25 protein-coding genes are annotated in these 24,336 nt (G+C 71.9%); 16 read left to right on the top strand and 9 right to left on the bottom strand.

Annotated elements, in window-relative coordinates:
- Positions 1-6 precede the first annotated feature (6 nt).
- From F9C11_RS28240 to F9C11_RS28225, 4 genes are read right to left on the bottom strand one after another with little or no spacing between them, the layout of a single operon-like run.
- Positions 7-384 (bottom strand): ectoine synthase, encoded by a 378-nt coding sequence (locus F9C11_RS28240; protein ID WP_409180386.1) that lies wholly within the window; start codon positions 382-384, stop codon positions 7-9.
- Between the two features lie 28 nt (positions 385-412).
- Positions 413-664 carry a phosphopantetheine-binding protein gene (locus F9C11_RS28235; RefSeq protein WP_409180385.1) on the bottom strand — a complete coding sequence of 84 codons (252 nt, stop codon included), beginning with the start codon at positions 662-664 and terminating at the stop codon, positions 413-415.
- Complete coding sequence (locus F9C11_RS28230; RefSeq protein ID WP_409180384.1) at positions 661-2,097, bottom strand: AMP-binding protein; 1,437 nt, start codon at positions 2,095-2,097, stop codon at positions 661-663. The genes F9C11_RS28235 and F9C11_RS28230 overlap by 4 nt, the downstream gene beginning before the upstream one ends.
- Positions 2,094-3,521, bottom strand: coding sequence for an FAD-binding oxidoreductase (locus tag F9C11_RS28225; protein WP_409180383.1), 1,428 nt, complete (start codon positions 3,519-3,521; stop codon positions 2,094-2,096). Before F9C11_RS28225 ends, F9C11_RS28230 begins: the two co-directional genes overlap by 4 nt.
- 817 nt (positions 3,522-4,338) lie before the next feature.
- Between F9C11_RS28225 and F9C11_RS28220 the strand changes: the two genes are divergently transcribed.
- The 4 genes from F9C11_RS28220 to rox all read left to right on the top strand — a co-directional run bounded on the left by F9C11_RS28220 (position 4,339) and on the right by rox (position 8,843).
- On the top strand, positions 4,339-4,944 hold the full coding sequence (locus F9C11_RS28220; RefSeq protein WP_409180382.1) for a TetR/AcrR family transcriptional regulator: 606 nt from the start codon (positions 4,339-4,341) through the stop codon (positions 4,942-4,944).
- A complete protein-coding gene (locus F9C11_RS28215) occupies positions 4,928-6,544 on the top strand; it encodes an acyl-CoA dehydrogenase family protein (protein ID WP_409180381.1) in 1,617 nt (538 codons plus the stop codon). Before F9C11_RS28220 ends, F9C11_RS28215 begins: the two co-directional genes overlap by 17 nt.
- Before the next feature lie 52 nt (positions 6,545-6,596).
- Positions 6,597-7,241 (top strand): class I SAM-dependent DNA methyltransferase, encoded by a 645-nt coding sequence (locus F9C11_RS28210; RefSeq protein ID WP_409180380.1) that lies wholly within the window; start codon positions 6,597-6,599, stop codon positions 7,239-7,241.
- 174 nt (positions 7,242-7,415) lie between these two features.
- Positions 7,416-8,843: a rifampin monooxygenase gene (gene rox, locus F9C11_RS28205; protein WP_409180379.1), complete on the top strand. Its 1,428-nt coding sequence runs from the start codon at positions 7,416-7,418 to the stop codon at positions 8,841-8,843.
- 62 nt (positions 8,844-8,905) lie between these two features.
- On the opposite strand, the gene F9C11_RS28200 is transcribed toward rox, so the two are convergent.
- From F9C11_RS28200 to F9C11_RS28190, 3 genes are all read right to left on the bottom strand, one after another.
- Entirely contained in the window at positions 8,906-9,682 is a 777-nt protein-coding gene (locus F9C11_RS28200; RefSeq protein ID WP_409180378.1) for a PE-PPE domain-containing protein, read from the bottom strand.
- A 210-nt stretch (positions 9,683-9,892) separates the two neighbouring features.
- On the bottom strand, positions 9,893-10,540 hold the full coding sequence (locus F9C11_RS28195; protein WP_409180377.1) for an SWIM zinc finger family protein: 648 nt from the start codon (positions 10,538-10,540) through the stop codon (positions 9,893-9,895).
- Positions 10,537-12,876, bottom strand: coding sequence for a DEAD/DEAH box helicase (locus F9C11_RS28190; RefSeq protein WP_409186988.1), 2,340 nt, complete (start codon positions 12,874-12,876; stop codon positions 10,537-10,539). The genes F9C11_RS28195 and F9C11_RS28190 overlap by 4 nt, the downstream gene beginning before the upstream one ends.
- A 244-nt stretch (positions 12,877-13,120) precedes the next feature.
- Here F9C11_RS28190 and F9C11_RS28185 point away from each other — a divergent pair, with 244 nt between their 5' ends.
- The 5 genes from F9C11_RS28185 (at position 13,121) to F9C11_RS28165 (ending at position 16,906) form a co-directional block, all read left to right on the top strand.
- Entirely contained in the window at positions 13,121-13,870 is a 750-nt protein-coding gene (locus tag F9C11_RS28185) for a TetR/AcrR family transcriptional regulator (protein ID WP_409180376.1), read from the top strand.
- An 87-nt stretch (positions 13,871-13,957) separates the two neighbouring features.
- Positions 13,958-15,262, top strand: a complete 1,305-nt coding sequence (locus F9C11_RS28180) for an RNA polymerase sigma factor (protein ID WP_409180375.1) — start codon at positions 13,958-13,960, stop codon at positions 15,260-15,262.
- Positions 15,259-16,062, top strand: coding sequence for an alpha/beta fold hydrolase (locus F9C11_RS28175; RefSeq protein ID WP_409180374.1), 804 nt, complete (start codon positions 15,259-15,261; stop codon positions 16,060-16,062). Before F9C11_RS28180 ends, F9C11_RS28175 begins: the two co-directional genes overlap by 4 nt.
- Positions 16,062-16,385, top strand: a complete 324-nt coding sequence (locus F9C11_RS28170) for a YciI family protein (RefSeq protein ID WP_409180373.1) — start codon at positions 16,062-16,064, stop codon at positions 16,383-16,385. The genes F9C11_RS28175 and F9C11_RS28170 overlap by 1 nt, the downstream gene beginning before the upstream one ends.
- Before the next feature lie 32 nt (positions 16,386-16,417).
- Complete coding sequence (locus F9C11_RS28165; RefSeq protein WP_409180372.1) at positions 16,418-16,906, top strand: GyrI-like domain-containing protein; 489 nt, start codon at positions 16,418-16,420, stop codon at positions 16,904-16,906.
- Between the two features lie 18 nt (positions 16,907-16,924).
- Here the strand turns inward: F9C11_RS28165 and F9C11_RS28160 are convergent, their stop codons facing one another.
- Complete coding sequence (locus tag F9C11_RS28160) at positions 16,925-17,401, bottom strand: DUF1772 domain-containing protein (RefSeq protein WP_409180371.1); 477 nt, start codon at positions 17,399-17,401, stop codon at positions 16,925-16,927.
- 482 nt (positions 17,402-17,883) lie between these two features.
- Here F9C11_RS28160 and F9C11_RS28155 point away from each other — a divergent pair, with 482 nt between their 5' ends.
- The 5 genes from F9C11_RS28155 to F9C11_RS28135 all read left to right on the top strand — a co-directional run bounded on the left by F9C11_RS28155 (position 17,884) and on the right by F9C11_RS28135 (position 21,641).
- Positions 17,884-18,375 carry a hypothetical protein gene (locus F9C11_RS28155; protein WP_409180370.1) on the top strand — a complete coding sequence of 164 codons (492 nt, stop codon included), beginning with the start codon at positions 17,884-17,886 and terminating at the stop codon, positions 18,373-18,375.
- 87 nt (positions 18,376-18,462) lie between these two features.
- Positions 18,463-18,792, top strand: a complete 330-nt coding sequence (locus F9C11_RS28150) for a putative quinol monooxygenase (RefSeq protein ID WP_409180369.1) — start codon at positions 18,463-18,465, stop codon at positions 18,790-18,792.
- A 53-nt stretch (positions 18,793-18,845) separates the two neighbouring features.
- Positions 18,846-19,250, top strand: a complete 405-nt coding sequence (locus tag F9C11_RS28145) for a MarR family winged helix-turn-helix transcriptional regulator (RefSeq protein ID WP_409180368.1) — start codon at positions 18,846-18,848, stop codon at positions 19,248-19,250.
- Between the two features lie 71 nt (positions 19,251-19,321).
- The gene (locus F9C11_RS28140) at positions 19,322-20,452 is read left to right on the top strand and encodes an FAD-dependent oxidoreductase (RefSeq protein ID WP_409180367.1); all 1,131 of its coding nucleotides are present in this window, start codon (positions 19,322-19,324) and stop codon (positions 20,450-20,452) included.
- Between the two features lie 253 nt (positions 20,453-20,705).
- Positions 20,706-21,641, top strand: a complete 936-nt coding sequence (locus F9C11_RS28135) for an AraC family transcriptional regulator (RefSeq protein ID WP_409180366.1) — start codon at positions 20,706-20,708, stop codon at positions 21,639-21,641.
- 13 nt (positions 21,642-21,654) lie between these two features.
- Here F9C11_RS28135 and F9C11_RS28130 read toward each other — a convergent pair whose 3' ends face one another.
- A complete protein-coding gene (locus F9C11_RS28130; protein ID WP_409180365.1) occupies positions 21,655-22,791 on the bottom strand; it encodes an FAD-dependent oxidoreductase in 1,137 nt (378 codons plus the stop codon).
- Between the two features lie 84 nt (positions 22,792-22,875).
- Between F9C11_RS28130 and F9C11_RS28125 the strand changes: the two genes are divergently transcribed.
- Both F9C11_RS28125 and F9C11_RS28120 read left to right on the top strand, forming a co-directional pair.
- Positions 22,876-23,562 (top strand): TetR/AcrR family transcriptional regulator, encoded by a 687-nt coding sequence (locus F9C11_RS28125; protein WP_409180364.1) that lies wholly within the window; start codon positions 22,876-22,878, stop codon positions 23,560-23,562.
- A 27-nt stretch (positions 23,563-23,589) separates the two neighbouring features.
- On the top strand, positions 23,590-24,333 hold the full coding sequence (locus tag F9C11_RS28120; RefSeq protein WP_409180363.1) for a hypothetical protein: 744 nt from the start codon (positions 23,590-23,592) through the stop codon (positions 24,331-24,333).
- Positions 24,334-24,336 lie beyond the last annotated feature (3 nt).

Here is a 24,336-nt window from a genome sequence, read left to right as displayed (position 1 = left end):
CGGTCCTCAGTACTCGGAGAATTCGTCGGTGTCGAGCTGGTGGCGTTCGTCGCCGTGCAGCGGCGGGTTGAAGACGCTGATCAGCACGAGGTCGCTGTCCGGCGCGGCCATCAGGAAGTGCGGGTCGTGCTCGTCCAGCGCGTACATCACGCCGGGCGTGATCTCGTGCGTGACGGCGCCGTCGCTGGTCATGACCGAGCCGCGGCCGGCGATGCAGTAGCACGCCTCCAGGTGCCTGCGGTACTGCAGCAGCGACTTCGTGCCCGCTCGCACGAGCGTGTGGCACAGGGTGAAGCCCATGCCGTCGGTCTCGAGCAGAAACCGGTGGCTGGTCCCGTTGCCCCATTCGACGACCTTGACCTCGTCTTTTCTCCGGACGATCATGCTGGTCCCCCAAGGAGGTGAGGTGGGTTTACTTGCGGGTGGCGGTGCTCTCGACGAACTCGCGGATCGCGTCGACCGACCGGAAGTTGTCCGGCGAGATCTCGACCTCGTCGAGCGGGATCTGGAAGTGCTGCTCGACCCACGAGATGAGGGCGAGCAGGCCCAGGCTGTCGACGACGCCGTTGTCGAGCAGGTCGTAGGAGGTCTCCAGCTCTTCGCTCGGCGTGTCCGGCAGATACTTCGCGAGGATGTGCGCTTTGACGGCTTCGGTGGTGGTCATGACTCCCCTGCCAGCAGTTCTTTTCTGATCCGCTTCCGGTCGACCTTGCCGGTCGAGGTGAGCGGCAGCGCGGTGTCGACGATCTGGATGACCGACGGGATCGCCGCCCGGACGAGCCGCTGCGCGCAGTGCTGCCGCAGTCCCAGTCCGGTGAGGCGTGCGGAGCGGCGCCGGACGACCGCGTGCAGCCGTTGCCCCGCTTGGGGATCCGGCAGCGCCACGACGCCGACCTCGGCGGTTTCCGGGTGCTCGGCGATCACGCGCTCGACGTCTTCGAGGCCGACGCGCACGCCGCGCACCTTGACCTGGAAATCGGTGCGGCCGGCGAGCGTCAGGACGCCGTCCTCGGTGCGCGAGACGAGGTCGCCGGACCGGAAGTACGGCACGCCGTCGGGCCCGGTGACGAAGCGCGCGTTGTCCTCCCCCAGGTAGCCGCGGGTCTGGAACGGCGTGGACACCGACAGTTCGCCGGTGCCCGCGCCGGTCAGCTCGGTACCGTCGTCGGCGACGATCCGCGCCCGGACTCCTGGCAGCGGCCTGCCCAGCGGCAGCACTTCGTGCGCGTCGGCCTCGTGTCCGTCGAACGAGTGGAGGAAGCTGTCGTTGGTTTCCGTGCAGCCGTAGACGTTGTGGAACCGCGCGCTCGGGAACATTTTCGGCAGTTCGGCGCGCAGCGGGCGCGGGGTGTGGTCCCCGGTCAGCACGACGTGCCGCACGCTCGGGAACTGCGTGCCGGACGAGCGCACGGCGTCCGCGACGATCCGGAAGAACATCGGCACGGCCTGCACCACGTGCGGTTCGGCGTGGAGCAGTTCGACCAGGTGGCGCGGGTTCACCGCGTGGTCGGCCTCGACCAGCGTGGCCCGGCCGCCCGCCCGCAGGGTCGCCCAGACGTCGAGCAGGCACAGGTCGAAGTTCAGCGGCGCGTAGTTCAGCACGTCCACGCCCGGGCCGAGCCCGAACTGCTCGACGGCCCAGTGCATGAACCGGTCGGTGGGCTCCTCGGCGAGCGGCACGATCTTCGGCGTTCCGGTGGACCCGGAGGTCGTGAGGAGGAACCGGACGTCATCGCTGCGCGCGGCGGGCGTTTCCGTCGCGCGCAGCTCGATCCCGGACGCGCCGCCTTCGGCCACGTGCTCGCAGCCTGCCCGCTCGACCAGTTCGGCCAGCGCTGTCCGGCCGAGGTCCGGCGAGGGCAGCAGCACGGCGCGGCGGGCCAGCACGCAGGCGAGCACGAACGCGACCGTCTCGGGCGATTTCGGGGCCACGACCGCGACCGGGCCTTCGCCGGGCTGGGCCGCGAGTTCGGCTTGCGCCTGCCGGACGAGGCCGGCGAGTTCGGCGTAGCTGACGTCGGCGCCGCGCCACCGCAACGCCCCGGCCCGCGGCCGCGTTTCCGCGAGCGCCAGCACGTCCTCGGTCAACCCGGTCACGTCGCGTTCCCGTTGCCCGCCGGAGCGACCGCGCGCGTGCCGCGAAAAAGATTTTCCGGGTCGTACTGCTGTTTGACCCGGACCAGCCGGGCGTAAATGTCCGCGCCGTACGTTTCGACCGCGCCCGCCGGATTGTCCTCGAGGGAAATGTAGTTCACGTAGCCGCCCGGGCATTCCCATTCCCGCAAATCGGCCACGGTCTGCCGGGCCCACGCGATTCCCGGCCCGTCGAGTTCCGGATCGTCCCAGGATCCGTATGCGCTCACCATGAACGGGGCCTGGCGCTGCGGAAAGGCGGAATCGTCCGTGCTGCCGCGCGCGATCGCGCCGAGCAGGAATTCGATGTCGATCGATCCGGTGCCCGACGGATTGGCCCCGGCCGCGGCGACCAATCGGTCGACGGCCTCGTCGCTCAATTCGGAGACATATCCCGATTTGGTGTAGTACCGGCGTCCGTCCGGCGCGCCTTCGTCGCCCATCGTCTGCAGTTCCAGGTACGTCATCACCTTCTCGGTGACCGGCGCCTGCGGCAGCGCGGCGAAGAGCGCGTCCGCTTCGGCCCGGCTCTTTTCCTCGTCGGCCGAGCAAACGGAGAGGAACTCCAGCACCGGACGGCCGCGCAGCCCGTCCGGGACCGGGTCGGCGGGTTTCGCGTGGCGCAGCCCGCCGAGCAAGTGGAAGTCGTCGGAAAGCGTTTCGGTGAATGCGCGGTAAACGCGCAGCGCCGCGGCGGCGTCGTCGCCCGCGTACAGGCCCGTCCGCACGAGGAAACTCCCGACCGGGCGCAGGCGCAGCCGGAACTTCGTGACGATGCCGAAGTTCCCGCCGCCGCCGCGCAGGGCCCACAGCAGGTCCTGGTGCCGGTCCGCCGATGCCTCGACCACCGAGCCATCGGCGAGCACCACCTCGGCCGAGACGATGTGATCGCAGGTCAGGCCCCATTTGCGCGCCCGCCAGCCGTACCCGCCGCCCAGCGCGAGCCCGCTGAGGCCGGTGTAGGAGAACACCCCCGCGGGGCAGGCCAGGCCGTGTTCGGCGGTGGCGAGGTCGACGTCGCGCAGCAGGCAGCCGCCGTCCGCCTCGGCGATCCGGTTTTCGGCGTCGACCCGCACCCGCCGCATCGGGGACAGGTCGATCAGCACCCCGCCCTCGACCACGGAGGTGCCCGCGACATTGTGCCCGCCGCACCGCACGGACAGCGGGAGCCTGGCGCCGCGCGCATAGCGCACGGCCGCGCTGACGTCGGAGGCGGAACGGCACCGCGCGATCACCGCCGGCCTCCGGTCGATCATTCCGTTCCAGATCCGGCGGGCTTTGTCGAACGCGCCGTCCCCGGGCGAAAGAAGTTCTCCTTGAAAAGCCTCGCGCAGCTCTTTAAGATCGGAAAGATCGCGCAACGAATGATCGACGGTCGACGAGTTCACCGAAGTTCCCCACGTTCTTTCTGCGGCCGCCGGGCGGCCGCGGTCAGATACCGGAAGAAATAGCTCGAACACCGGCCGCCAGGACACGGCGGACAGTTGTTCGCACACCACCGCAAAGCAAGGATTCGCGGACGGGCGCCGCGTCACGTCCCGGTGATTGTCACGGCGCACACACCGTTGAAGCCCCCCAGCCCCTCTGAGCGCACCCCTGTCGGCAGCGCCTCCCGGTAGTTGACAGTAGCGTCGAGGAACGGCCGGAGGCAAGCGACCGGACCCAAATTTCCCAAATTCCAGGGCGCAATTTCCCATTGTTCCCCGAGTGTGTTCCGCGGGCGAGTTCCGCCGCGGGCGCGCCCGCTATCTGCGAAAACGCGATTATGGCGCAGAACTGTTCCGCCAACGGGCTCACCGCCGCTGCCCCCGTTGGCCGGAACGGCGCGGGCAGAAGGCCGACGCCGAGAGTCTGATCGTCTTTTTCCGGCCGGCCGCGCAGATCGGCGGAGATGCGGCGTCCGGCCAACGGGATCGGACCGGCGGGCGGCCGGAGCTGCCGAACTCGTCGTCGATCCGGCTCCCGGGGCCTGGCTCCGCAGCTCGCGCGGCCGCGGGAGCGGGCCCGCACCGCCGCGCTCCGGCTAAAGACCGGTTACCCGGGGATTCCTATTCGCTGCGATGCGTTATCGAGGAATCGCCGCCGGAAACACTTTTATGGCTATACAATTAATGCGCATGCAAAAGAGGGCGGGCGGCGAGCCGGCTGCGCGCGGCAGGCCGGTCCCGTTGACGCAAGTTGTGAATCGGTGGTTCACTTCTTCCCGTGGCCTACCGCAGAACGCCCAAAGTCCAGGAGCGGCTCGACGCGCTCCGGGAGACGATCCTGGACGCCACCGTGCGGCAGCTGGCCGAGCACGGGTACGCCGGCTGTTCGGTGGCCGCCGTCGCCGAGCGGGCGGGCGTCGCGGTCGGCACGGTCTACCGGCACTTCCCCACCAAGGCCGATCTCGTCGTGCGCGTCTTCCGGCAGGTCGTGTCGCGCGAGGTCGAGGCGGTGCGCTCGGCCGCGGCCGGCCCGGCCGATCCGGTGGCGCGGGTCGTGGCGGTGTTCGAGACCTTCGCGATGCGCGCGCTGAAGGCCCCGCGGCTGGCGTATGCCCTGCTGGCCGAGCCGGTGGACGCGGTGATCGACGCCGAGCGGCTCGAGTTCCGGCGGGTGTTCCGCGACGTCGTGGCCGAGCACGTCGGCGAAGGCGTGCGGACCGGGGCGTTGCCCGCGCAGGACGCGGCGGTCAGCGCGGCGGCGCTCGTCGGCGCCGCCGCGGAAGTCTTGATCGGCCCGCTGACCAGCGGCGGGTCGGCGGAGGTCAGCGAGTTGAGCACGTTCGTCGTGCGGTCACTGGGAGGTTCGGATGCCCGCAACCCATGAGGTCGTCAATCAGGTCCCGCCGCTGGAGCACGACACCGCGGCCGATCCGGCGCTGGCCGAGGCGGTCGGGCGCACCGAGGCGGCGTGGGTCGTCGACGAGCTGCACGAGCTGGGGCGGCTGGCCGGCAGCGGGCAGGTGCAGGAGTGGAGCCGGCTGGTCAACGAGAACGAGCCGGTGCTGCGCACGCACGACCGGTACGGGCACCGGATCGACGAGGTCGAGTTCCACCCGCACTGGCACGACCTGATGAACGTCGCGGTGTCGCACGGGCTGCAGGCCGCGCCCTGGCGGGACGAGCGGCGGGGCGCGCACGCGGCGCGAGCGGCGAAGTTCTATGTCTGGAGCCAATCCGAGGCCGGGCACACCTGCCCGATTTCCATGACGTACGCGGCGGTTCCGGCGCTGCGGGCGAACCCGGAGCTGGCCGCGGAGTACGAACCGCTGCTGGCCTCGACCGAATACGACTTCGGGCTCCGCGTGCCGGGCACGAAACGCGGGCTGATCGCGGGCATGTCGATGACCGAGAAGCAGGGCGGTTCGGACGTCCGCGCCAACACCACCGCGGCCCGGCCCGCGGGCGACGGCAGCTACCGGCTCGTCGGGCACAAGTGGTTCACCAGCGCGCCGATGTCGGACGTGTTCCTCACGCTCGCGCAGGCCCCCGGCGGGCTGTCCTGCTTCCTGCTCCCCCGCGTGCTCCCGGACGGCAGCCGGAACCCGATCCGGTTGCAGCGCTTGAAGGACAAGCTCGGCAACCGGTCGAACGCGTCGTCGGAAATCGAGTACGACGACGCGGTGGGCTGGCTCGTCGGCGAGGAGGGCCGCGGGGTCCGCACGATCATCGAGATGGTCAACAACACCCGCCTCGACTGCGCGCTCGGCAGCGCCTCGGGCATGCGGCTGGGCGCGGTCCGCGCGGTGCACCACGCGACCCACCGGCACGCGTTCGGCAAGGCGCTCGTGGACCAGCCGCTGATGGCGAACGTGCTGGCGGACCTGGTGCTCGAGGCGGAAGCGGCGGTGGCGGCGTCGATGCGGCTCGCTGCCGCGGGCGACCGGCCCGGCGACGAGCAGGAGCAGGCGTTCCGCCGCCTCGGGCTCGCGGTGACCAAGTACTGGGTGTGCAAGCGCGCGCCGATGCACGCCGCCGAGGCGCTGGAGTGCTTCGGCGGCAACGGGTACGTCGAGGAATCGGGCATGCCGCGGCTGTACCGGGAAGCGCCGCTGATGTCGATCTGGGAGGGCTCGGGCAACGTCGCCGCGCTCGACGCGCTGCGCGCGATGGGCCGGCAGCCGGAGTCGGTGGCGGCGTTCTTCGCCGAGGTCGAACTCGCCGCGGGCGGCGACGCACGGCTGGACGACGCGGTCGACCGGCTCAAGAAGGATCTGTCCGATGTGGACGATCTGGAGTTCAGGGCGCGGCGGGTCGTCGAGTCGATGGCGTTGGTGCTGCAGGGTTCGCTGCTCGTGCGGCACGCCCCGCGCGCGGTGGCGGACGCGTTCTGCGGCACGCGGTTCGGCGGCCACTGGGGCCTGGCTTTCGGCACTTTGCCCGCTGGAACCGACACTTCCGCGATCATCGCCCGCGCCCGCGTCTAGTCCGCGCGTTTCTCCGGACAACGCGCGGCGGCGCGGGCTACTGTCCCTGCCCGTGACCGAACCTGTTTACGTAACCGAGACGCGGACCGCGTACGACACCGTCGCCGAGAATTACGCCGAGCTGCTGAAGGACTTCCTTCAGGACGCCACCTGGGACCGCGCGGTGCTCACCGCCTTCGCCGAACTCGTGGGCGAAGGGCCGGTCGGCGACCTGGGCTGCGGCCCGGGACGGCTGACCGGGCATCTCGCCTCGCTGGGGCTGGACGTGTTCGGCGTCGACCTGTCCCCCGCCATGGTCGAGGTCGCCCGCCGGACGCATCCGCGCCTGCGCTTCGAAGTCGGGTCGCTGGCCGCTCTGGACCTCGCCGACGGATCGCTCGCCGGCGCGCTCGCCTGGTACTCGCTGATCCACACGCCGCCGGAGGAGCTTCCGGTGCTGGCCAAGGAACTCGCCCGGGTGCTGCGCCCCGGCGGCTGGCTGCTGACCGCGTTCCAGGTGGGCGACAACCAGCGCCGCCGCATCGAAAACGCCTACGGCCACGACATCGCCGCCGACGCGTACCGGCTGGACCCGGATTTCGTCGCGCAGCTGCTCACCGATGCCGGATTCGTGGTGGACGCGCGGCTGGTGCGCGAGCCGGGACCGAGCTACGAAGCGACGCAGCAGGCGTACCTGATGGCCCGCAAGGAGGGCTGAGGACAGGCCCCGGGCACAGAAATGGGCAGGGTGTTCTCCCTGCCCATTTCAATATATAGCGCACCCCGGGGCTTGCGGCAAGGCCCGGGTGGTGCTCCACAATCGTCCGCCGGAGCCACTGCCTGCGGAAATACCGCGGGCGGCCGCGGCTTCGGTACAGGGGACGAAAAGTTCATGGTGGACGTGATCGTGGTGGGGGCCGGGCCGGCGGGCGTCATGCTGGCCGCGGAGCTGCGGCTGCACGGGGTGCGCGTGGTCGTGCTGGAAAAGGAGGAGGAACCGCCGAAGTACGTGCGCGCGCTGGGGATGCACTCGCGCAGCATGGAAGTCCTCGACCAGCGGGGGATGCTGGAGCCGTTCCTCGCCGAGGGGTCGACGCATCCGGTCGGCGGTTTCTTCGCCGGAATCGCGCGGCCCGCGCCGGAGCGCCTGGACACCTCGCATCCGTACGTGCTGGGGCTCCCGCAGCCCATCACCGACCGGCTGCTGGCCGAGCACGCGGTCAAAGCGGGCGCGGAGATCCGGCGCGGATGCGAGGTCGTCGGGTTGAGCCAGGACGGCGACGGGGTCAATGTCTCGCTGGCCGACGGAAGCGAACTGCGGGCGCGCTACGTGGTCGGCTGCGACGGCGGGCGGAGCACGGTCCGCAAGGCGCTCGGCGTCGCGTTCCCCGGCGAGCCCGCGCGCCGCGAGGTGCTGCTGGGCGAAATGGAGGCGACCGCGGATCCCGCCGAAATCTCCGCGCTCGTGATGGAAATCCGCAAAACGCAGCTGTGGTTCGGCGTCGGGCCGCTGCGCGACGGGATGTTCCGCGTGGTCGTGCCCGCGGCCGGGGTGGTCGAGGACCGGGACGCGCGGACGCCGACGCTGGAGGAGGTCAAACAGCAGCTGCGCGAGTACGCCGGAACGGACTTCGGCGTGCACTCCCCTCGCTGGCTCTCGCGGTTCGGCGACGCCACCCGCCAGGCGGAGCACTACCGCGTCGGCCGGGTGCTGCTGGCCGGCGACGCGGCGCACGTCCACCCGCCGCTGGGCGGGCAGGGGCTCAACCTCGGGATCCAGGACGCGTTCAACCTCGGCTGGAAGCTCGCCGCCGAGGTCAACGGCTGGGCCCCGGAGGGGCTGCTGGACACCTACGAGGCCGAGCGGCACCCGGTCGCGGACGCCGTGCTGGACAACGTCCGCGCGCAGGCCGTGGTGATGTCGCCGGACCCGGACGGGCGCGCGATGCGGCGGCTGCTGACCGAGCTGATGGCGTTCGACGAGGTCAACAAGCTGCTGCTGGAGAAGGTCCTCGCGCTCGACATCCGCTACGACTTCGGCGACGGGCATCGGTTGCTCGGACGCCGGATGCCGGACCTGGCGCTCAAACGAGGACGGCTGTACGAGCTGATGCACCGGGGCCGCGGGCTGCTGCTGGACCAGAGCGGGCAGCTGTCGGTGCGGGGCTGGGCGGACCGGGTCGACCACGTCGTGGACGTGAGCGAGGACCTCGACGTGCCGGCCGCGCTGCTGCGACCGGACGGGCACGTGGTCTGGACGGGCGAAGATCAGCGGGAGCTGGAGATGACTTTGTTGCATTGGTTCGGCGCCGAGCGATGAGGACGTAGCGGGTTGGGCGGTTTCCCGGCCGCTGGGGGTGCCGGGAAACCGCCCAACGCCGGTCAGGGGTGCACTGGGCCGCCCCAGCAGTCCTGTTTGCCCAGCCGCACGGACGTGTTGGTGTACACGCCGTCGGCGATGGTGTCCCCCATGATCGACCGCTGGTCGGTGGGCCGCGGCCACTGGTAGCACCAGTGCTGGGCGAGGTAGCCGCCCGCCGCCTGGATCGGGTCGAAATCGCAGATGCCGTCGGTCTGGATGCAGTAGCGGATGGACCGGACGCCGGCGAAGTCCGGGCGGCCCGCGCCGAACGACACGTATCCGCCGAACGGCGACGGCAGCCCGGCGCCCGGCGGGAGCGTCGCGCTGATCCCGGTCCCGGCCGGGCCGGGCGGCTGCATCGGGTCGGCGAACAGTTTGGCGCTGAACTTCGCCTTGTCCACGCCGAGCCGGTCGTCGGCGATGTCGTCCAGCACCAGGTTCGCCACGATCGCGCCCTGGGAGTAGCCGACGACGGTGAACTCGGCGTCGGGGTTCTCGCGGTAGGCGTCCTGGACGACCTGGCGGCCGCGGTCGTGTCCGATCGCGACGCTCTGGTCCATCGGCGTCTGGTCGCAGTTGGGCGCGCCGGCGGCTCCGGCCGGATAGTCCACGACCCGCGCGATGCCGCCCCGCAGCCACTCCGGACGGTAGACCGACGCCTTCCCGTCGCAGGTGCCGCCGATCAGGATGTAGTAGTGCGCGTCGTCGGCATGCGCCGGCGCCGCGCTGGCGAATCCCGCGCCGAGCGTGGCGACGACCGCGCCGATCAGCGCGGCCTTCCTGGCTTTCTTCCCCATCGGATCCCCTCCGCGTCGAATGGTCAGCACGTTACTGAACGCATTCGGGAAACTACGGAGAATCGATGAAATCCTGCTGAAAGCATGATCGCCAAGGAACTGCCGGGATCGCCGATCCCGCTGGTCAGACCGCGCGGCCGCCGGATTCGAGTCCACCGGATCGGGTGACCGCCCGCCGCCGGGCCCGCGGTGACTGTGCGCGAGCGCGGTTCAGCGGACCCGCGGCGTGAACTCCGCGAGATCCGGCAGCGGCGGCACCTCCCTGGCGTACGCGTCCGCGGCCAGCACTCCCGTGGTGACCCGGGTGGCGGTGCGGCGGCCGAGTTCGTCGAGGATTTCCTGTTCGGTCCGGCCGCGGGCGAGCAGCAGCAGGAACGGATCGGCGTCGAGCAGCCACGCGACCTGGAACGACAGCGCGGCGGCGTGCCGGCACGGGAGTTCCCAGCCCGGGCAGTCGCAGTCCGGGTCGAGGTCGCCGATGCCGGGCAGCAGCGGGACGACCTCGGCCAGCTCCGGCGGCAGATGCCGGTCGAGCAGCGCCGCGAGGTGCCCGGAGTGGTCGGCGGCGCGGTCGAGCAGCAGCTCCCAGTCCGCTGTGGACAGTTCGGCCAGGTGCACGCCGGTGCGGTACGGGCCGTCGTCGGCGTCCTCGGTGGTCGCGGTGATGCGCCCGGGGCTGACCGTGATCGGGCCGACCAGGCCCGCCGCGGCGTAGCGGCGGCCTTTCTTCAGCTGCCGCAGGTCGAGCGCGGTGTCCTCCATCGCCTGCAGCCACGCGCGGCCCCACCAGGTCCGGGCGAACGGACCGCGGCCGGTGCGGGCGGGGAACGCGGGGAATCCGCGGACCCGGTCGGTCATCGCTGCCTCCGGAGGGTGACGAGCTCGGCCAGCTCGGCGTCGGTCAGTTCGGTGAGCGCCGCCTCGCCGGAGGCGAGCACCGCTTCGGCGAGCGCGCGTTTCTCCCGCAGCATCACGGCGATCCGGTCCTCGACCGTGCCTTCCGCGACCAGCCGGTGGACCTGCACCGGCCGGGTCTGCCCGATCCGGTACGCGCGGTCGGTCGCCTGGTCCTCGACCGCCGGGTTCCACCACCGGTCGTAGTGCACGACGTGGTCGGCGCGGGTGAGGGTGAGGCCGGTGCCCGCGGCCTTGAGCGACAACAGGAACACCGGCACGTCGCCGTTCTGGAAGCCGCGGACGAGTTCCTCGCGCCGGGCGACCGGGGTGCCGCCGTGCAGCAGCTGCGCCGGGACGCCGCGCGCGGCGAGGTGCCGTTCGAGCAGCCGCGCCATCACCACGTACTGGGTGAACACCAGCACCGCGCCGTCCTCGGCGAGGATCGTGTCGAGCAGCTCGTCGAGCAGTTCCAGCTTCCCGGACCGGCCGGCGAGCGCGCTGTCCTCAGGCTCGCCGAGGAATTGCGCGGGATGGTTGCAGATCTGCTTGAGCGCGGTGAGCAGCTTGACCACGCGGCCGCGGCGGGCCATCCCGTCGCTCGCGGAGATGTCGGCCATCAGCTCGCGCACGGTCGCCTCGTAGAGCGCGGCCTGCTCGGCGGTGAGCGACACCGGCCGGTCGGTCTCGGTTTTCGCGGGCAGCTCGGGCGCGATGCCCGGGTCGGATTTGCGGCGGCGCAACAGGAACGGCCGCAGCAGCCGGGACAGCTGCTCGGCGACAGCCGGATCGGCCCCGGATTCGACCGGCTTCCCCCAGCGCCTGCGGAAATCGGCGAGCGGGCCCAGCAGTCCGGGCGTCGTCCAGTCGAGGATCGCCCACAGCTCGGTGAGCGTGTTCTCCACCGGCGTGCCGGTGAGCGCCACCTTCGCCGCGGAAGGCAGCAGCCGCAACGCTTTCGCCGTGTCGGAGCGGTGGTTCTTCACGTGCTGCGCCTCGTCGGCGACCAGCAGATCCCAGTTCACCCCGGCCAGCGGCGCGGGATCCGTGCGCAAGGTGCCGTAGGTGGTCAGGACGAAGCCGCCGCCGAGATCGTCCAGCGACCGCGCGGCGCCGTGGAACCGGCGCACCGGCACGCCGGGCGCGAACCGGCGGATCTCCGTTTCCCACGTGCCCAGCAGCGAAGCCGGGCACACGACCAAGGTCGGGCCGGCGGCGCGGTGCAGGTGCAGGGCGATGAGCGTGACGGTTTTGCCGAGCCCCATGTCGTCGGCGAGACAGCCGCCGAGACCCAGGCCGGTGACGGTGTCGAGCCACTGCAGACCGCGCAGCTGGTAGTCGCGCAGGGTCGCGGCCAGCCCGGCGGGCTGCGGCACCGGCTCCGGATCGGCCGACAGCCGTTCGCGCAGTTCCTCCAGCCAGCCGCCGGTGCGGACCTCGACCTGCTCGCCGCCGACCTCGGTGCGGCCGGTGAGCGCGACGCCGAGCGCCTCGATCGCGGTCAGCGGCTTGAGCGTGCGATCCCGGGCGCGGTCGGCGGTTTTCCGGTCCAGCAGCACCCACCGGTCGCGCAGCCGCACGACCGGACGCTGGGCCTCGGCGAGCGCGTCGAGTTCCGCCGCGCTCAGCTCGCTGCCGCCGAGCGCGAGCTGCCAGTCGAACTGCAGCACCCGGTCCCCGCCGAAGAACGACCGCGCGTCGGACGGCGCGTCGCCCGGCCGCACGACCGCTCGCGCGGCCAGCCCGGTCAGCTCCGCGGGCCAGTGCACCGCGAGTTCCGCGGCGTCGAGCGCCCCGGCGAGCAGCTCGGCGATTTCGCGGTCTCCCAGCGCGACCGACGACGGAACCGCCGCGGACAGCAGCGGAGCCAGCGCGGGCCACACCTCCGCCCCGTGCCGCAGGGTCAGCAGGACCTCGTGCCGCGCCTGCTGGCTTCCGGTGCGCCACAGTTCTTCCGCGTCGACCAGCGGCTCGGTCCCGCCATGCACCTGGACGACCGCGCGGAAGCGGCCGCCCGCCAGGTCGGCGGACTCGATCCGCAGCGACACCCGCAGCGCGGGCTCCACGCCGGCGACGTCGCCGAGGAACCGCAGCAGCAGCGGATACGGCTCCGGCAACCGCGCCGGGTCGCCCGGAATCGGCGTCGCGTGGGCGCGCGGGGGCATCGCGTCGGCGAGGCGGCGCAGCCACGCCTCCTCGTCCGGATCGAGCGGCCCGGTCCACCCGGCCGCGGCGAGCCGTTCCGCGGCTTCGGCGGCCAGCGCCCAGAACCGCGCGGACGGATCCGGCGAAGCCCCCATCGACCGCAGCACCGGCGCCGCGTCCGCGGCGGGCAACCGCAGCGCCGGCACCGTGCGCACCCCGTCCGGCAGCACGACCTCGACCGTGCCGGGCTGCCCGGGACCGTCCGGCTCCGCGCCGTCCGGTCGCCAGAACACGACCCGGCCCGGCTCCACCACCGCTGAATTCAGTGCTCCGCCCTCCCCTGGCCCGCCTGTCCGGGATAGTCTACCGCAAAACTCTGTACTGCGTACGAGGAGCGAAATGGACACCGAGGAACCGGGCGATCCGCGGCGGACCATCGAACTGCTCTGGGGCGTGTCCGGCCCCCCGCGCCGCGGCCCGCGGCCGAAGCTGTCGGTCGAGCACGTGGTGTCCGCCGCGATCCGGATCGCGGACGCGGACGGGCTGGACGCGGTCACCATGCGCCGGATTGCCGACGAACTGGGCGTCGCCACGATGACGCTCTACACCTACGTGCCCGGCCGCGCCGAGCTGCTGGAGCTGATGCTCGACCACGCGCACGGCGAGCTTCCCGGCGAGCTGCCGGAAGGCTGGCGGGCCGGGCTCGCCGCGGTCGCCGAAGACCTGTGGCGGCTCTACCACCGGCATCCGTGGCTGCTGGAGATCCGCGTCGGCCGCCCGACGCTGGGTCCGCACACCTTCGCCAAATACGAGCGCGAGCTGGCCGCGATGGACGAACTCGACCTCGACGACGTCCAGCTCGACGCGATCGTCAGCCTGCTCAACGGACTGGTCGCCGGAGCGGCGCGCGGATCGGTGGACGCGACCCGCGCCGCGCGGCGCAGCGGGATGACCGACCTCGACTGGTGGAACCGTTCCGCGCCGGTGCTGGCCGAGATCCCGGCGGCGGATCCGGTGCACTTCCCGCGCGCGAGCCGGGTCGGCACCACCGCGGGGCAGACCTACGGCGGATCTTCGGATCCCGAGCACCATTTCCGGTTCGGGCTCGAGCGCATCCTCGACGGGATCGGCCGGCTCGCCGGAGCCTGACCGCGCGAAATTGTCGGTACCCCGGTCTACCGTGCGAAGAGTGCCGGCGGAACCCGTTCGCCGGCCCGGAGAGGGAGGGAGCGCGCAGTGACCGGGCAGCCCGACGCGGCGATCGCGCAGGCGTTCCGCGACGAGTGGGGCTCCGTCGTGGCCACGCTCATCCGCGTCACCGGCGACTGGGACCTGGCCGAGGAATGCGCACAGGACGCGTTCGCGCTCGCCGTGCGCACCTGGCCGCGCGACGGCGTGCCCGAACGCCCCGGAGCCTGGCTCACCACCGCCGCTCGCAACCGGGCCGTCGACCGGCTCCGGCGCGCGGCCGTCGGAGCGGGCAAACTCCGGGAAGCCGCGCTGCTGGCCGTCCCGGACGAACCGGGCACCGTCCACAGTGGAGATGGCAGCGTGGAGGACGACCGGCTGCGGCTCATTTTCACCTGCTGCCATCCCGCGCTCGCCTTCGAAGCACAGGTCGCGCTCGCGCTGCGCACGCTCGTCGGGCTCAGCACCGCGGAGATCGCCCGAGCGTTCCTGGTGTCGGAATCGACGATGTCGCAGCGGCTCGTCCGGGTGAAACGCAAGATCCGCGCCGCCGGGATCCCGTACCGGGTGCCGCCCGCCCCTCTGCTGCCCGAGCGCACCGCCGCGGTGCTCGGCGTGCTGTACCTGTTGTTCAACGAGGGCTACTCGGCCAGCGAAGGCGACGACCTGCAGCGCCCCGGCCTCGCCGCCGAAGCGATCCGGCTGGCCCGATTGCTGCATTCCCTGCTGCCGGACGAACCCGAGGCCGCCGGACTGCTCGCGCTGCTCCTGCTGCAACACGCCTGCGGCAGCACGCGAAACGGCCCCGACGGCAAGTTGATCCCGCTCGACGAACAAGACCGGAGCCGGTGGGACACCGCGGCGATCGCCGAAGGCACCGCGCTGCTGGAAAGCACGTTGCGGCGGCGCAGTCCCGGGCCGTACCAGGTGGAGGCCGCGATCGCCGCGTGCCACGCCACCGCCGCGCGCGCCGAGGACACCGACTGGGCGCAGATCGCCGCGCTCTACCTCGAGCTGGCGCGCTTCCGGCCGGGGCCGGTGGTCGAGCTGAACCGCGCGGTCGCGGTCGGGATGGCCTTCGGACCGGCGGCCGGGCTCGCCCTCGCCGAGCGGCTGGCCGACGACCTGGCGGGCTATCACCTGTTCCCCGCCACCCGCGCGGACTTCCTCCGCCGGCTCGGCCGCACCGAAGAAGCGCGGGCCGCCTACGCCGAAGCGCTCGCCTTGGCCCGCACCGGAGCCGAGCGCGGCTACCTGCGGAGACGGCTTTCGGAAATTTCTTCGCCGGAGGTGTCGGTCTCCGCCCCGGCCGTTCGTCGGGAGGGCGAACCGACCCCGGAAGGACAGCCGTGATCACTGAAATCCTCCGCGCGCCCGGCGCGGAGATCCACTACGACGTCGCGGGTTCCGGCCCGCTGCTGCTCCTGGTGCCCGGCGGGCCCGCGGACGCCACCGCGTTCGCCGCGCTGCGCCCGTTCCTTGCCGACCGCTACACCGTCGTCACCTTCGACCCGCGCGGACTCTCGCGGAGCCGGCCCGCCGAACTCGACGACGACCTGGTCGGCCAGCACGCCGAGGACGTCCAGCGGCTGCTGGCCGAGCTGGACGCCGGACCGGTCTCCGTGCTGGCCAACAGCGGCGGCGCGATCACCATGCTCGAGCACACCGTCCGGTATCCGGGCGCGGTGCGGACGCTCGTCGCGCACGAACCGCCGGTCAGCCGCTATCTCGGCGAGCTGCTCGCCGATTTCCCGGACATCCCGGCGATCTACCGGGACCAGGGCGTCGACGCGGCGCTCGGGGCGTTCATGGCCGCCAGCGGGCTCCAGCCCCCGCCGCCGCCGGAGCACCCCACCGCCGAGGACGTCGAGCAGGGCAAGCGGATGCTCGGCAACTTCGAGGTGTTCTTCGGCAAGCTGATGGGCGCCATCGGAGCCTGGGAACCCGACCTCGAAGCGCTCGCCGCCGCGGACACGCGGATCGTCGTCGCGGTGGGCGGCGCGGCCGGGACCCCGGCGTACGAGGCCGGGGTCGGGCTGGCCGGCGCACTCGGCGGCGATCCGGTCAAGTTCCCCGGCGACCACGGCGGTTTCGCCGCCGAACCCGAGGCGTTCGCCGCGCGCCTCGCCGAAATCCTCGACGAGGAGAAGTGATGCGCTACCTGCTGATGATCGCCGGCTCGCAGGAGCCGACCCCCGAACAGCTCGCGATGGGCTGCGGCGGCTGGTCCGAGGACCTCGCGGAACGCGGCGTCCTCGTCGGCGGCGGAGGCCTGCACCCGCCCGCGACGGCCACCACGGTGCGCGTGCGCGACGGCGAGGTCCTGCTCACCGACGGGCCGTTCGCCGAGACCAAAGACCAGATCGGCGGCTACGCCGTGCTCGAATGCGCCGACCTCGACGAGGCGGTCGGACACGCGTCCCGGCATCCGGCCGCCACCTACGGCACCATCGAAGTCCGCCCGCTCCTCGGCTGACTCCCGCCCCCCGGAACCGGAAGGAATCCCTCTTGCCCTCCATTGTGGACAGAAACGAACAGCGCTACGTCGGCTACCGCGCGACCGTCCGCCACGACGGCATGGCCGACGTCGCGCACCGGATCGCCGCGATCGTCGGCGAACTCGCCGAACGCGGCCTGGCGCCCGCCTGCGCCCCGTTCCTGCGCTACCTCGTGCTCGGCACGGACATGCAGACCGTCACCGTCGAAGCCGGAGTGCCCGTCGCCGAGCCGGTCGACCTCGGCGACGAGTACTTCGTCGACGCCCTCCCCGCCGGGAAATACGCCCAGGCCACCCACCACGGCGCGCCCGGCGGCCTCTTCGCGGCCACCGCCGACCTGCTCGCCTGGGGCGAGAAGGAGAACGTGCGCTGGGACCGCACCGTCGAGGCCGACGGCGAGCACTGGGCCGCGCGGCTCGAGATCTACCGCACCGACCCGCGCGTGGAACTGGACGCGAACAACTGGGACACCGACCTCTGCTTCCGGCTCGCGGACTGACCCTCCGGTGGCCCGGGGTCACGCGCCCCGGGCCACCACCGCACCGACGAGACACCCGAAGCCGGCCGCCGACAACACCGTCCGCACCAGGTTCCACCGCACCCACGGCTCCTCGAACCGCGCCCGCAGCACGGCGAAGTCGACCGTGTCCGCGGTGAGGGCGTTGTTCATCGGCACATTGACCGCACCGGTCACGACCACCGTCGCCACCAGAAGCACGGCACCCGCGACAAGCCACGGCAACCCGCCGTGCGCGCCGCTCGTGAAGTGCAGGACCGCGGCCGCGGCCGCGAGCAGCGGCGCGCCCAGGAACGACAGCATGAACCAGCCGTTGAGGATGGCGTCGTTGATCCGGCGCATCGCGGTCACGAACGTGTGGTCGTCGGCGTGCGCGAGCCCCGGCATCACCGACACCGTGTACGCGTAGAACAGCCCCGCGATCAGGCCCGCCGCGAGCACCGCCGCCACGAGAACCGCCTTGGAAACGATCACCATCGCCTTGCCTTCCGTCCTGGTCCCCCAACGCACCAGTCAACCCGCGAACCGCGAGACGATCCATCGCTCATCCGCTCGGAACCATGCGTCATCGTCTCGCGGCCGCGCCACTGGTCCTGCGGACGGCACGTCGGGCGCCACGACCTGGACGACGCGGGCACGTCCACCACCCTCGACCCGAAAACCCTGGCCTAGGGGCCGGCCACCATCAGCGAAAACCGGCGATGAGTTGATCTTGGGCTGACGCAAGAGTCGGTGACTTGTCCCCCGCGGGCTGGTTCGCCCGTCTCGGGTCTGCGCCGTGACCGAGAGTGCGGGCATCGCAGCCGAGGCGCTGACGCCGCTGCTGGAGGGGGTGACGGTGCGCAGCCTGCACGATCCCCGCGCCGACGCGGTGACGGCGAACCTGGCCTGCACGTCCGACCGGGTTCGCCGCTGCTCGATCATCCACCCGGCAAGGACGCCGCCGGGAGCCGCAAGCAATGGCTGTCCTCCTGGTCAGCGGTACGTCAGGTGCAGGCCTGCTGGGCGGTGAACTCGGCCTGGGCCGCCTCGACGGCGGCGGGACAAGTTCGGGCCTTCTGATGGTCGGCGAGCGCGCCGCAGATGGCGGCCAGGCCCGGATTCTTCCCTTGCGCGCGCCGGTGAGGATGATCAGCTCCGGCCGGATCTCCTCCACGGGCTTGCCGTTCGCCCTGGCGCAGCATGTCCCCGGTGATCGCCGGGGGCCGTCAGCCGTGGTTTCCCTTGCGGGCGGCGGCGTTCGGGCATTCGAGGGTGGAGCCGCGGATGTGCTCGCGGTCGGTTTTCGGCTATCGCGGCGAAGAACGCGAACGGTTCATCTCGTAGACGGCAAGGACGACGCGGCAATGCGGGGCGTCGGCTTTGATCTCGCCGCACCTTCACGACCCGGCCGGTGGCGCTGGTCCCGCCACAGGGAAGGCGCGAACACCTGCGCGCGGCGTCACACTTGACCCTAAGAGTCCTAACAGTTAGAGTTCTAAGTGTTCAGAGCGAGCACGCGGGAGCGGCCCGCCGGAATCTCGTCGAAGGAGTGCGACATGCATGCGAACCAGCCGGGAATGGTGCTGAAGGTCAAGGCGAAGCCCGGAAGGGGGGACGAACTGTTCGAGGCCTGCCGCGATCTCCACTTCAACGGTGACCCGGACGGCCCGGTCGACTGGGTCCTTGCCCGCTCGGACGAAGACCCCGACCTCATGTGGGCCTTCGAGTTCTATCGCGACGACGCGTCGTTCGACCGCCACTACTCGAGCCCGGCTTTCCAGGAGGGGCGGCTCGATGAAGGGCACCAGCGGATCGCCGACCTCGTCGCCGACGGCGCTGAGGAATGGGGCGTCCGGACGCCGGTGCACATCGTCTCGTCCAGCTGAGCGGGCGAAGCATGGATACGCAGGGAACGGGGCCCACCAGCAGCCTCGACCTGATGCGCTGGATCGTCTGGGCGCAGCGGAAAACCGGCGAGGACTGGATCCGGGAGCGCGGGCTCAGTCACGAGCAGAGCGCCGCGCTCGTCTACCTGGTCGCGAACCCCGGTGCGATCCAGCGCGACCTCGCCCAGATGAGCCGCACCAGCGCGGCGAGCGTCTCCAGCCTCCTGCGGGGGCTCGAGCGCCGCGGTCTCGTCGAGCGGCGCACGGAGCCCGGCAACGAGCGCAGCAAACGCGTCTACGCGACACCGGCGGGAAGCGACCTGATCGCCGGGTTCGACACCGCGATGACCGCCGTCGAGGAGACGATCCTGGCCCCGCTGGACCAGCCGGAACGGGCCGCTCTGCAGGCCCTGCTCGCGAAAATCGCCGCGGAGCTGCCGCGGCCGAGCCCGTCCTGACCCGCCGCGCTTTCCATCCCACGTCCGCGCCGCGCGGACGTGCGCCCGACCCTGTCCGGGAAAGGACCATCATGAACACCCCTCACGTCACCATCATCGGCGCCGGCCTGGGCGGCCTCACGCTCGCCCGCGTCTTGCACATCAACGGAATCCCGGCCACGGTCTATGAAGCCGAGCCCGCGCCGACGGCCCGCGCGCAGGGCGGGATGCTCGACATCCACGACTACAACGGGCAGCTCGCCATCGAGGCGGCCGGCCTGACGGACGAGTTCCGCGGCGTCATCCTCGAAGGCCGCCAGGCCATGCGGATCCTCGCCCCCGACGGGACCGTCCTGCTCGACAAGGCCGACGACGGCCACGGCGGACGACCCGAAGTGCAGCGCGGCGACCTGCGCCGGATCCTGCTCGACTCGCTCCCCGCCGGCGCCGTGCGGTGGGGTCGCAAGGCCGTCAGCGCCCGTTCCCTGGGCGAGGGCCGCCACGAGGTGACCTTCGCAGATGGCGCCACCATCACCACGAGCCTGCTCGTCGGAGCAGACGGCGCATGGTCGCGGGTGCGGCCGTTGCTCTCCGACGCCACACCCCAGTACACCGGCATGTCCTACGTCGAGACCTACCTGTTCGACGTCGACGCTCGACACCCGGCTACCGCGCAAGCTGTCGGCAGCGGCTCCATGGCCGCACCCGCGACGGGCGGCAAAGGAATCCAGGCCCACCGGGAAAAGGGCCAGACCATCCACACCTACGTCGTGCTCCGCGAGCCGCGGGAATGGTTCGACGCCATCGACTTCGCCGACAGCACGGCCGCGGCCGCACGGATCGCGAAGGAGTTCGACGGGTGGGCGCCCGAACTCACCGCACTGATCACCGATGGCGACGTCCCACCGGTTCTGCGTCCCATCTTCGCCCTGCCGCTCGGGCACAAATGGGAACGGGTGCCCGGAGTGACCCTGCTCGGCGACGCCGCCCACCTCCTGACGCCGAACGGCGAAGGAGCCAACAGCGCCATGTACGACGGGGCCGAACTCGGCAAGGCCATCGCCGCACATCCCGGCGACATCGAGACCGCCCTCACCCAGTACGAGGAAGCCATGTTCCCCCGCAGCGTGGAGTTCGGCTCCATCGGCGCGGAACTCCACGACAACCTCGGCGAAGACGCGGTCGAGGGCTTAATCAAGCTCTACACGGAGAACAGCAACTGAACGGCAGAGCCTCACGAGCGCAGGGAAGCGCCTCGAACACCGCTCGGCTGGTCATCCCGAGCGATGCCGCGAGCGCGTTTCCGGGCAGCGCGGCCGGAAGAGATCACCGAGGTGATGCTCGCGGCCTGAACCGGCGACTGATCCGAGGCTCTGCTGCGAGATGCCGGATTTCCTTTGCCGCGCACGGCAGTGCGGGCTCCTTCGACACGAAAACGGCGGAGACTTTCGTTGCCGCAGCGCTACTCTCGGCCCCGTGGACCCGCTCACCGCGTTGCTCGAAGGACCCCGCGCGCACGGCGCGTTCCTGCTCCGGTCCGTGCTGCGGCCGCCGTGGGCGTTGCGGATCGAGGACGAGGCGCCGCTGACCGTGCTCGCCGTCGTCCGCGGCGATGCCTGGCTCGTGCCCGACAAAGCCGACGCCGTCCGGCTCGGCCCCGGAGACGTGGCCGTGATCCGGGGGCCCGAGCCGTACCTCGTCGCCGACGATCCGGGGACCCCGCCGCAGGCCCTCATCCGGCCGGGGCAGGAGTGCATCACGCCGGACGGCGGGCATCTCACTGACATGACCGAGTTCGGCGTCCGCACCTGGGGAGCCGACGCCGACGGGCCGACCGTGCTGCTCACCGGCACCTACCCGACCGTCGGCGAGGTCTCGCGGCGGTTGCTCGCCGCGGTGCCGGGCGTCGTCACCGCGCGCGCCGGAACCGCCGCCGATCCGCTCGTCGCGATGCTCGCCGACGAAATCGAGCGCGACGTTCCCGGCCAGGAAGCCGTCCTGGACCGGGTGCTGGACCTGCTGCTCGTCCGCGTCCTGCGGGAATGGCTCGACCGCCCGGCCGCGCCCGCCTGGTACCGCGCGCACGGCGACCCGGTGGCCGGGCACGCGCTGCGCCTGCTGCAGGACCGGCCCGAGCACCCGTGGACCGTCGCCGGCCTCGCGAGCGCCACCGGCGTTTCCCGCGCCGCGCTCGCGAGGCGGTTCACCGACGCGGTCGGCGAGCCGCCGATGACCTACCTCGCCACCTGGCGGCTCGCCCTCGCCGCCGATCTCCTGCGCCAGCAGCCCGACGCGACGCTCGCCGCGATCGCCCGGCAGGTCGGCTACCGCAGCCCGTTCGCGCTGAGCGCCGCGTTCAAACGGGAGTACGGGCGCAGTCCGCGGCACTACCGGCTGCGCGAACCCGCCTGACGCCTGGAGAGGCTCAGTCCTCCTCGCCGGACATCTTCGCGAACAGGTGCCGCACTTTCTCCGCCGCGCCGTCGGACAGGAACAGCTCCAGGTTGTCCGCCGACATCCGCGCGGCCGGTTCAGCGCGTTCGAACATCGCCAGCTCGAACTTCCGCACCTCGCCGCCCTGAGCGAGGGCCAGGGCAAGCTCGGCGCCGTCGCGCATCGCGAGGTTCGCGCCCTGCCCGGCGAACGGCGACATCAGGTGCGCCGCGTCCCCGATCAGCGTCACGCCCGGCGTGTGGTCCCACCGCAGGCCGATCGGCAACGCGGTCAGCGGATACACCTCCACCGGCCCGGACGCGGCGTCCACCAGCGCCAGGAACTCCGCCGGCCACCCGGCGTACCGCTCCTTCAGCGCGGCGCGGGCGCGATCCGGGTCGTCGAACGGGATCCCCGACGTCTCGGGCCAGTCCTCGGCGCACCGCAGCGCCAGGTTGACCCGGATCGTGCCGTCCCCGTTGCGCTGCGCGGAAATCGTCTGATGATCCCCGAGCGCGGAGAAGCTGCCGCGCCCGACGAGCGCCGACGCCGCCGGGTGCGCCCGGTCCGCGTCGTGGATGACCAGCCCCACCCCGTGCACGCCGCAGTAGGCCGGTTCCGCGTCGGTGAGCAGCGGGCGGATCCTCGACCGGCCGCCGTCCGCGCCGATCAGGAAATCGCACTCCAGGGTTTCGCCGCCGGACAGGTGCACGCGGTGCCGTCCGTCGCCGAGCGGCTCCGCGCGGGTCACCGCGCGTCCCCAGCGGACAGTCTCCTCCGGGAGCGCGTCGAGCAGCAGTTTCCGCAGCGCCGGCCGGTCGGCCTCGGGACGGCCCCAGCGCTGCGGCCCCTCGTCCGGGGCGACTTCCTGCCGCAGCAGCGTCCCCGCGGAGTCGTAGAGGACCATGTCCTGGCCCTCCGGGCGGGCGATCTCGCGGTAACCGGCTTCCAGGCCGGCCTCGCGCAGCGCCCACTGGCCTTCGCTGACCGTGAGGTCCAGCGTGCCGCCCTGGACCCGCGCGTCCCGGCTGGCGTCGCGTTCGCAGACCACGGCGTCGACGCCGTGCGCGTGCAGCACCCGCGCGCAGGTGAGCCCGCCGAGCCCGCCCCCGGCAATGACGATTCGCATGATGACATCCCCTCGATACACTGTATTGGCGCAATACACCGTATCGGAAGCGCCCCGGTACTGTCACCCGAAAAAGGAGCGAGCATGGACGAACTGGTGTGGGAACGGCCCGAACCGCCGGCGCGCGCGGCGCCGACGCCGTTGAGCCGCGCCCGCATCGTCGAGACCGCCTGCGCGCTCGCCGACGAAGGCGGGCTGGAAGCGGTGTCGCTGCGCAAAGTCGCGGCCGCGCTCGGGGCCGGGCCGATGCGGCTGTACGGCTACCTCGACACCAAGGAAGAACTGCTCGACCTGATGACCGACGCCGTCTACGGCGAGATCCCGCTGCCGGACCCGGAAACCGAAGGCGTGGCCGCCCTCCGCGCGCTCGCCCACGGCTGCCGCGCCGCGGTGCAGCGGCACGAATGGTTCGCCGACCTGATCGGCGGACGCCCGGGCCTCGGCCCGAACGCGCTCGCCTACCTCGAGGCGTCGCTGGCCGCCGCGGCCGGTCCGGGGCCGATCGAGGACGCCATGATCACGGTGTTCACCGTGCACTCCTTCGTGACCGGCGCGGTGCGCAGCGAGATCCGCGAACGGCGGCTCATCAGCGACACCGGTCTCGACGAGGAAGGCTGGCACCGCGCCTCCGCGCCGTACCTGAAGCGGATGTTCGACACCGGCCGCTACCCCACTCTCCTGCGCACCGCCCGCGACGCGGTCCACCCGGACGGCGACGCCGTCTTCGCGGCCGGCCTCGAACGGGTGCTCGCCGGGCTCTCCCTCGGCTAGTTACCGCTTAAGCGGCAAGATAGCCGCATGGACACCGCCGCGCTGGGCCCGACGACCCGGGTCATGCACGCCATGGAACAGCTCTGGGCCGCGATCCGGCGGCGGCACGCGGACGTCCCCGAAGCGATCCTGGTGCTGGCGTCCGGAACGATGGGCACCGCCACCGAGATCCACGGCCACTTCGCGCGGTCGCGCTGGCACGTCGGCGAAGGCGTCGAACCGCGCGCCGAGTTCTTCCTCGGCGCGGAGGGACTGCGGCGCGGCGCGGCCGAGATCCTCTCCACCACCCTGCACGAGGCCGCGCACGGACTCGCCGCGACCCGCGACATCGTCGACGTCAGCGACGGCCGCTACCACAACAAACGTTTCGCCGCGCTCGCCGCGGAACTCGGGCTGCGGGCCGAACAGGCGGACCGGATCGGCTGGTCCTCGACCACCGCGCTCCCCGCGACTCTCGAGGCGTACCAAGCAGAACTGTCCCGGCTCGAAGCCGCGCTGACCGTGTGGCGGCACACCGAGCAGGAGGTCGCCCGGCGCGCCGTCGCGTCCACTCCGGACGACCCGGAAGCACCGGACGAGGCCGGCGAACCGCTCGCGCCGCCGGTGGTGCTCGCCCCCGTCGACGGCCGCGGCGCGCACCGCGGCGGGCCGAACTACGTCGCGGCGATCTGCCGCTGCGAACCGCCGCGCCGGATCCGCGCGGCCCGGTCGATCCTGGAACTGGCCCCGATCGCCTGCACGTTGTGCGACGAGCCGTTCATCGAGGCCTGACCG

The sequence above is a fragment of the Amycolatopsis sp. VS8301801F10 genome (assembly GCF_046195355.1).
GTDB lineage: Bacteria > Actinomycetota > Actinomycetes > Mycobacteriales > Pseudonocardiaceae > Amycolatopsis.
The sequence above is the reverse complement of the archived record's forward strand: the minus strand, read 5'-3'. Positions and strand labels throughout refer to the sequence as shown.

Excerpts from the sequence above, each read along its gene's own strand:
- F9C11_RS28240 (WP_409180386.1), bottom strand. The coding sequence starts at position 384 with ATGATCGTCCGGAGAAAAGACGAGGTCAAGGTCGTCGAATGGGGCAAC.
- F9C11_RS28235 (WP_409180385.1), bottom strand. The coding sequence starts at position 664 with ATGACCACCACCGAAGCCGTCAAAGCGCACATCCTCGCGAAGTATCTG.
- F9C11_RS28215 (WP_409180381.1), top strand. The coding sequence starts at position 4,928 with ATGCCCGCAACCCATGAGGTCGTCAATCAGGTCCCGCCGCTGGAGCAC.
- rox (WP_409180379.1), top strand. The coding sequence starts at position 7,416 with ATGGTGGACGTGATCGTGGTGGGGGCCGGGCCGGCGGGCGTCATGCTG.
- F9C11_RS28200 (WP_409180378.1), bottom strand. The coding sequence starts at position 9,682 with ATGGGGAAGAAAGCCAGGAAGGCCGCGCTGATCGGCGCGGTCGTCGCC.
- F9C11_RS28195 (WP_409180377.1), bottom strand. The coding sequence starts at position 10,540 with ATGACCGACCGGGTCCGCGGATTCCCCGCGTTCCCCGCCCGCACCGGC.
- F9C11_RS28190 (WP_409186988.1), bottom strand. The coding sequence starts at position 12,876 with ATGGGGGCTTCGCCGGATCCGTCCGCGCGGTTCTGGGCGCTGGCCGCC.
- F9C11_RS28185 (WP_409180376.1), top strand. The coding sequence starts at position 13,121 with ATGGACACCGAGGAACCGGGCGATCCGCGGCGGACCATCGAACTGCTC.
- F9C11_RS28170 (WP_409180373.1), top strand. The coding sequence starts at position 16,062 with ATGCGCTACCTGCTGATGATCGCCGGCTCGCAGGAGCCGACCCCCGAA.
- F9C11_RS28160 (WP_409180371.1), bottom strand. The coding sequence starts at position 17,401 with ATGGTGATCGTTTCCAAGGCGGTTCTCGTGGCGGCGGTGCTCGCGGCG.
- F9C11_RS28155 (WP_409180370.1), top strand. The coding sequence starts at position 17,884 with ATGGCTGTCCTCCTGGTCAGCGGTACGTCAGGTGCAGGCCTGCTGGGC.
- F9C11_RS28150 (WP_409180369.1), top strand. The coding sequence starts at position 18,463 with ATGCATGCGAACCAGCCGGGAATGGTGCTGAAGGTCAAGGCGAAGCCC.
- F9C11_RS28145 (WP_409180368.1), top strand. The coding sequence starts at position 18,846 with ATGCGCTGGATCGTCTGGGCGCAGCGGAAAACCGGCGAGGACTGGATC.
- F9C11_RS28140 (WP_409180367.1), top strand. The coding sequence starts at position 19,322 with ATGAACACCCCTCACGTCACCATCATCGGCGCCGGCCTGGGCGGCCTC.
- F9C11_RS28130 (WP_409180365.1), bottom strand. The coding sequence starts at position 22,791 with ATGCGAATCGTCATTGCCGGGGGCGGGCTCGGCGGGCTCACCTGCGCG.
- F9C11_RS28125 (WP_409180364.1), top strand. The coding sequence starts at position 22,876 with ATGGACGAACTGGTGTGGGAACGGCCCGAACCGCCGGCGCGCGCGGCG.
- F9C11_RS28120 (WP_409180363.1), top strand. The coding sequence starts at position 23,590 with ATGGACACCGCCGCGCTGGGCCCGACGACCCGGGTCATGCACGCCATG.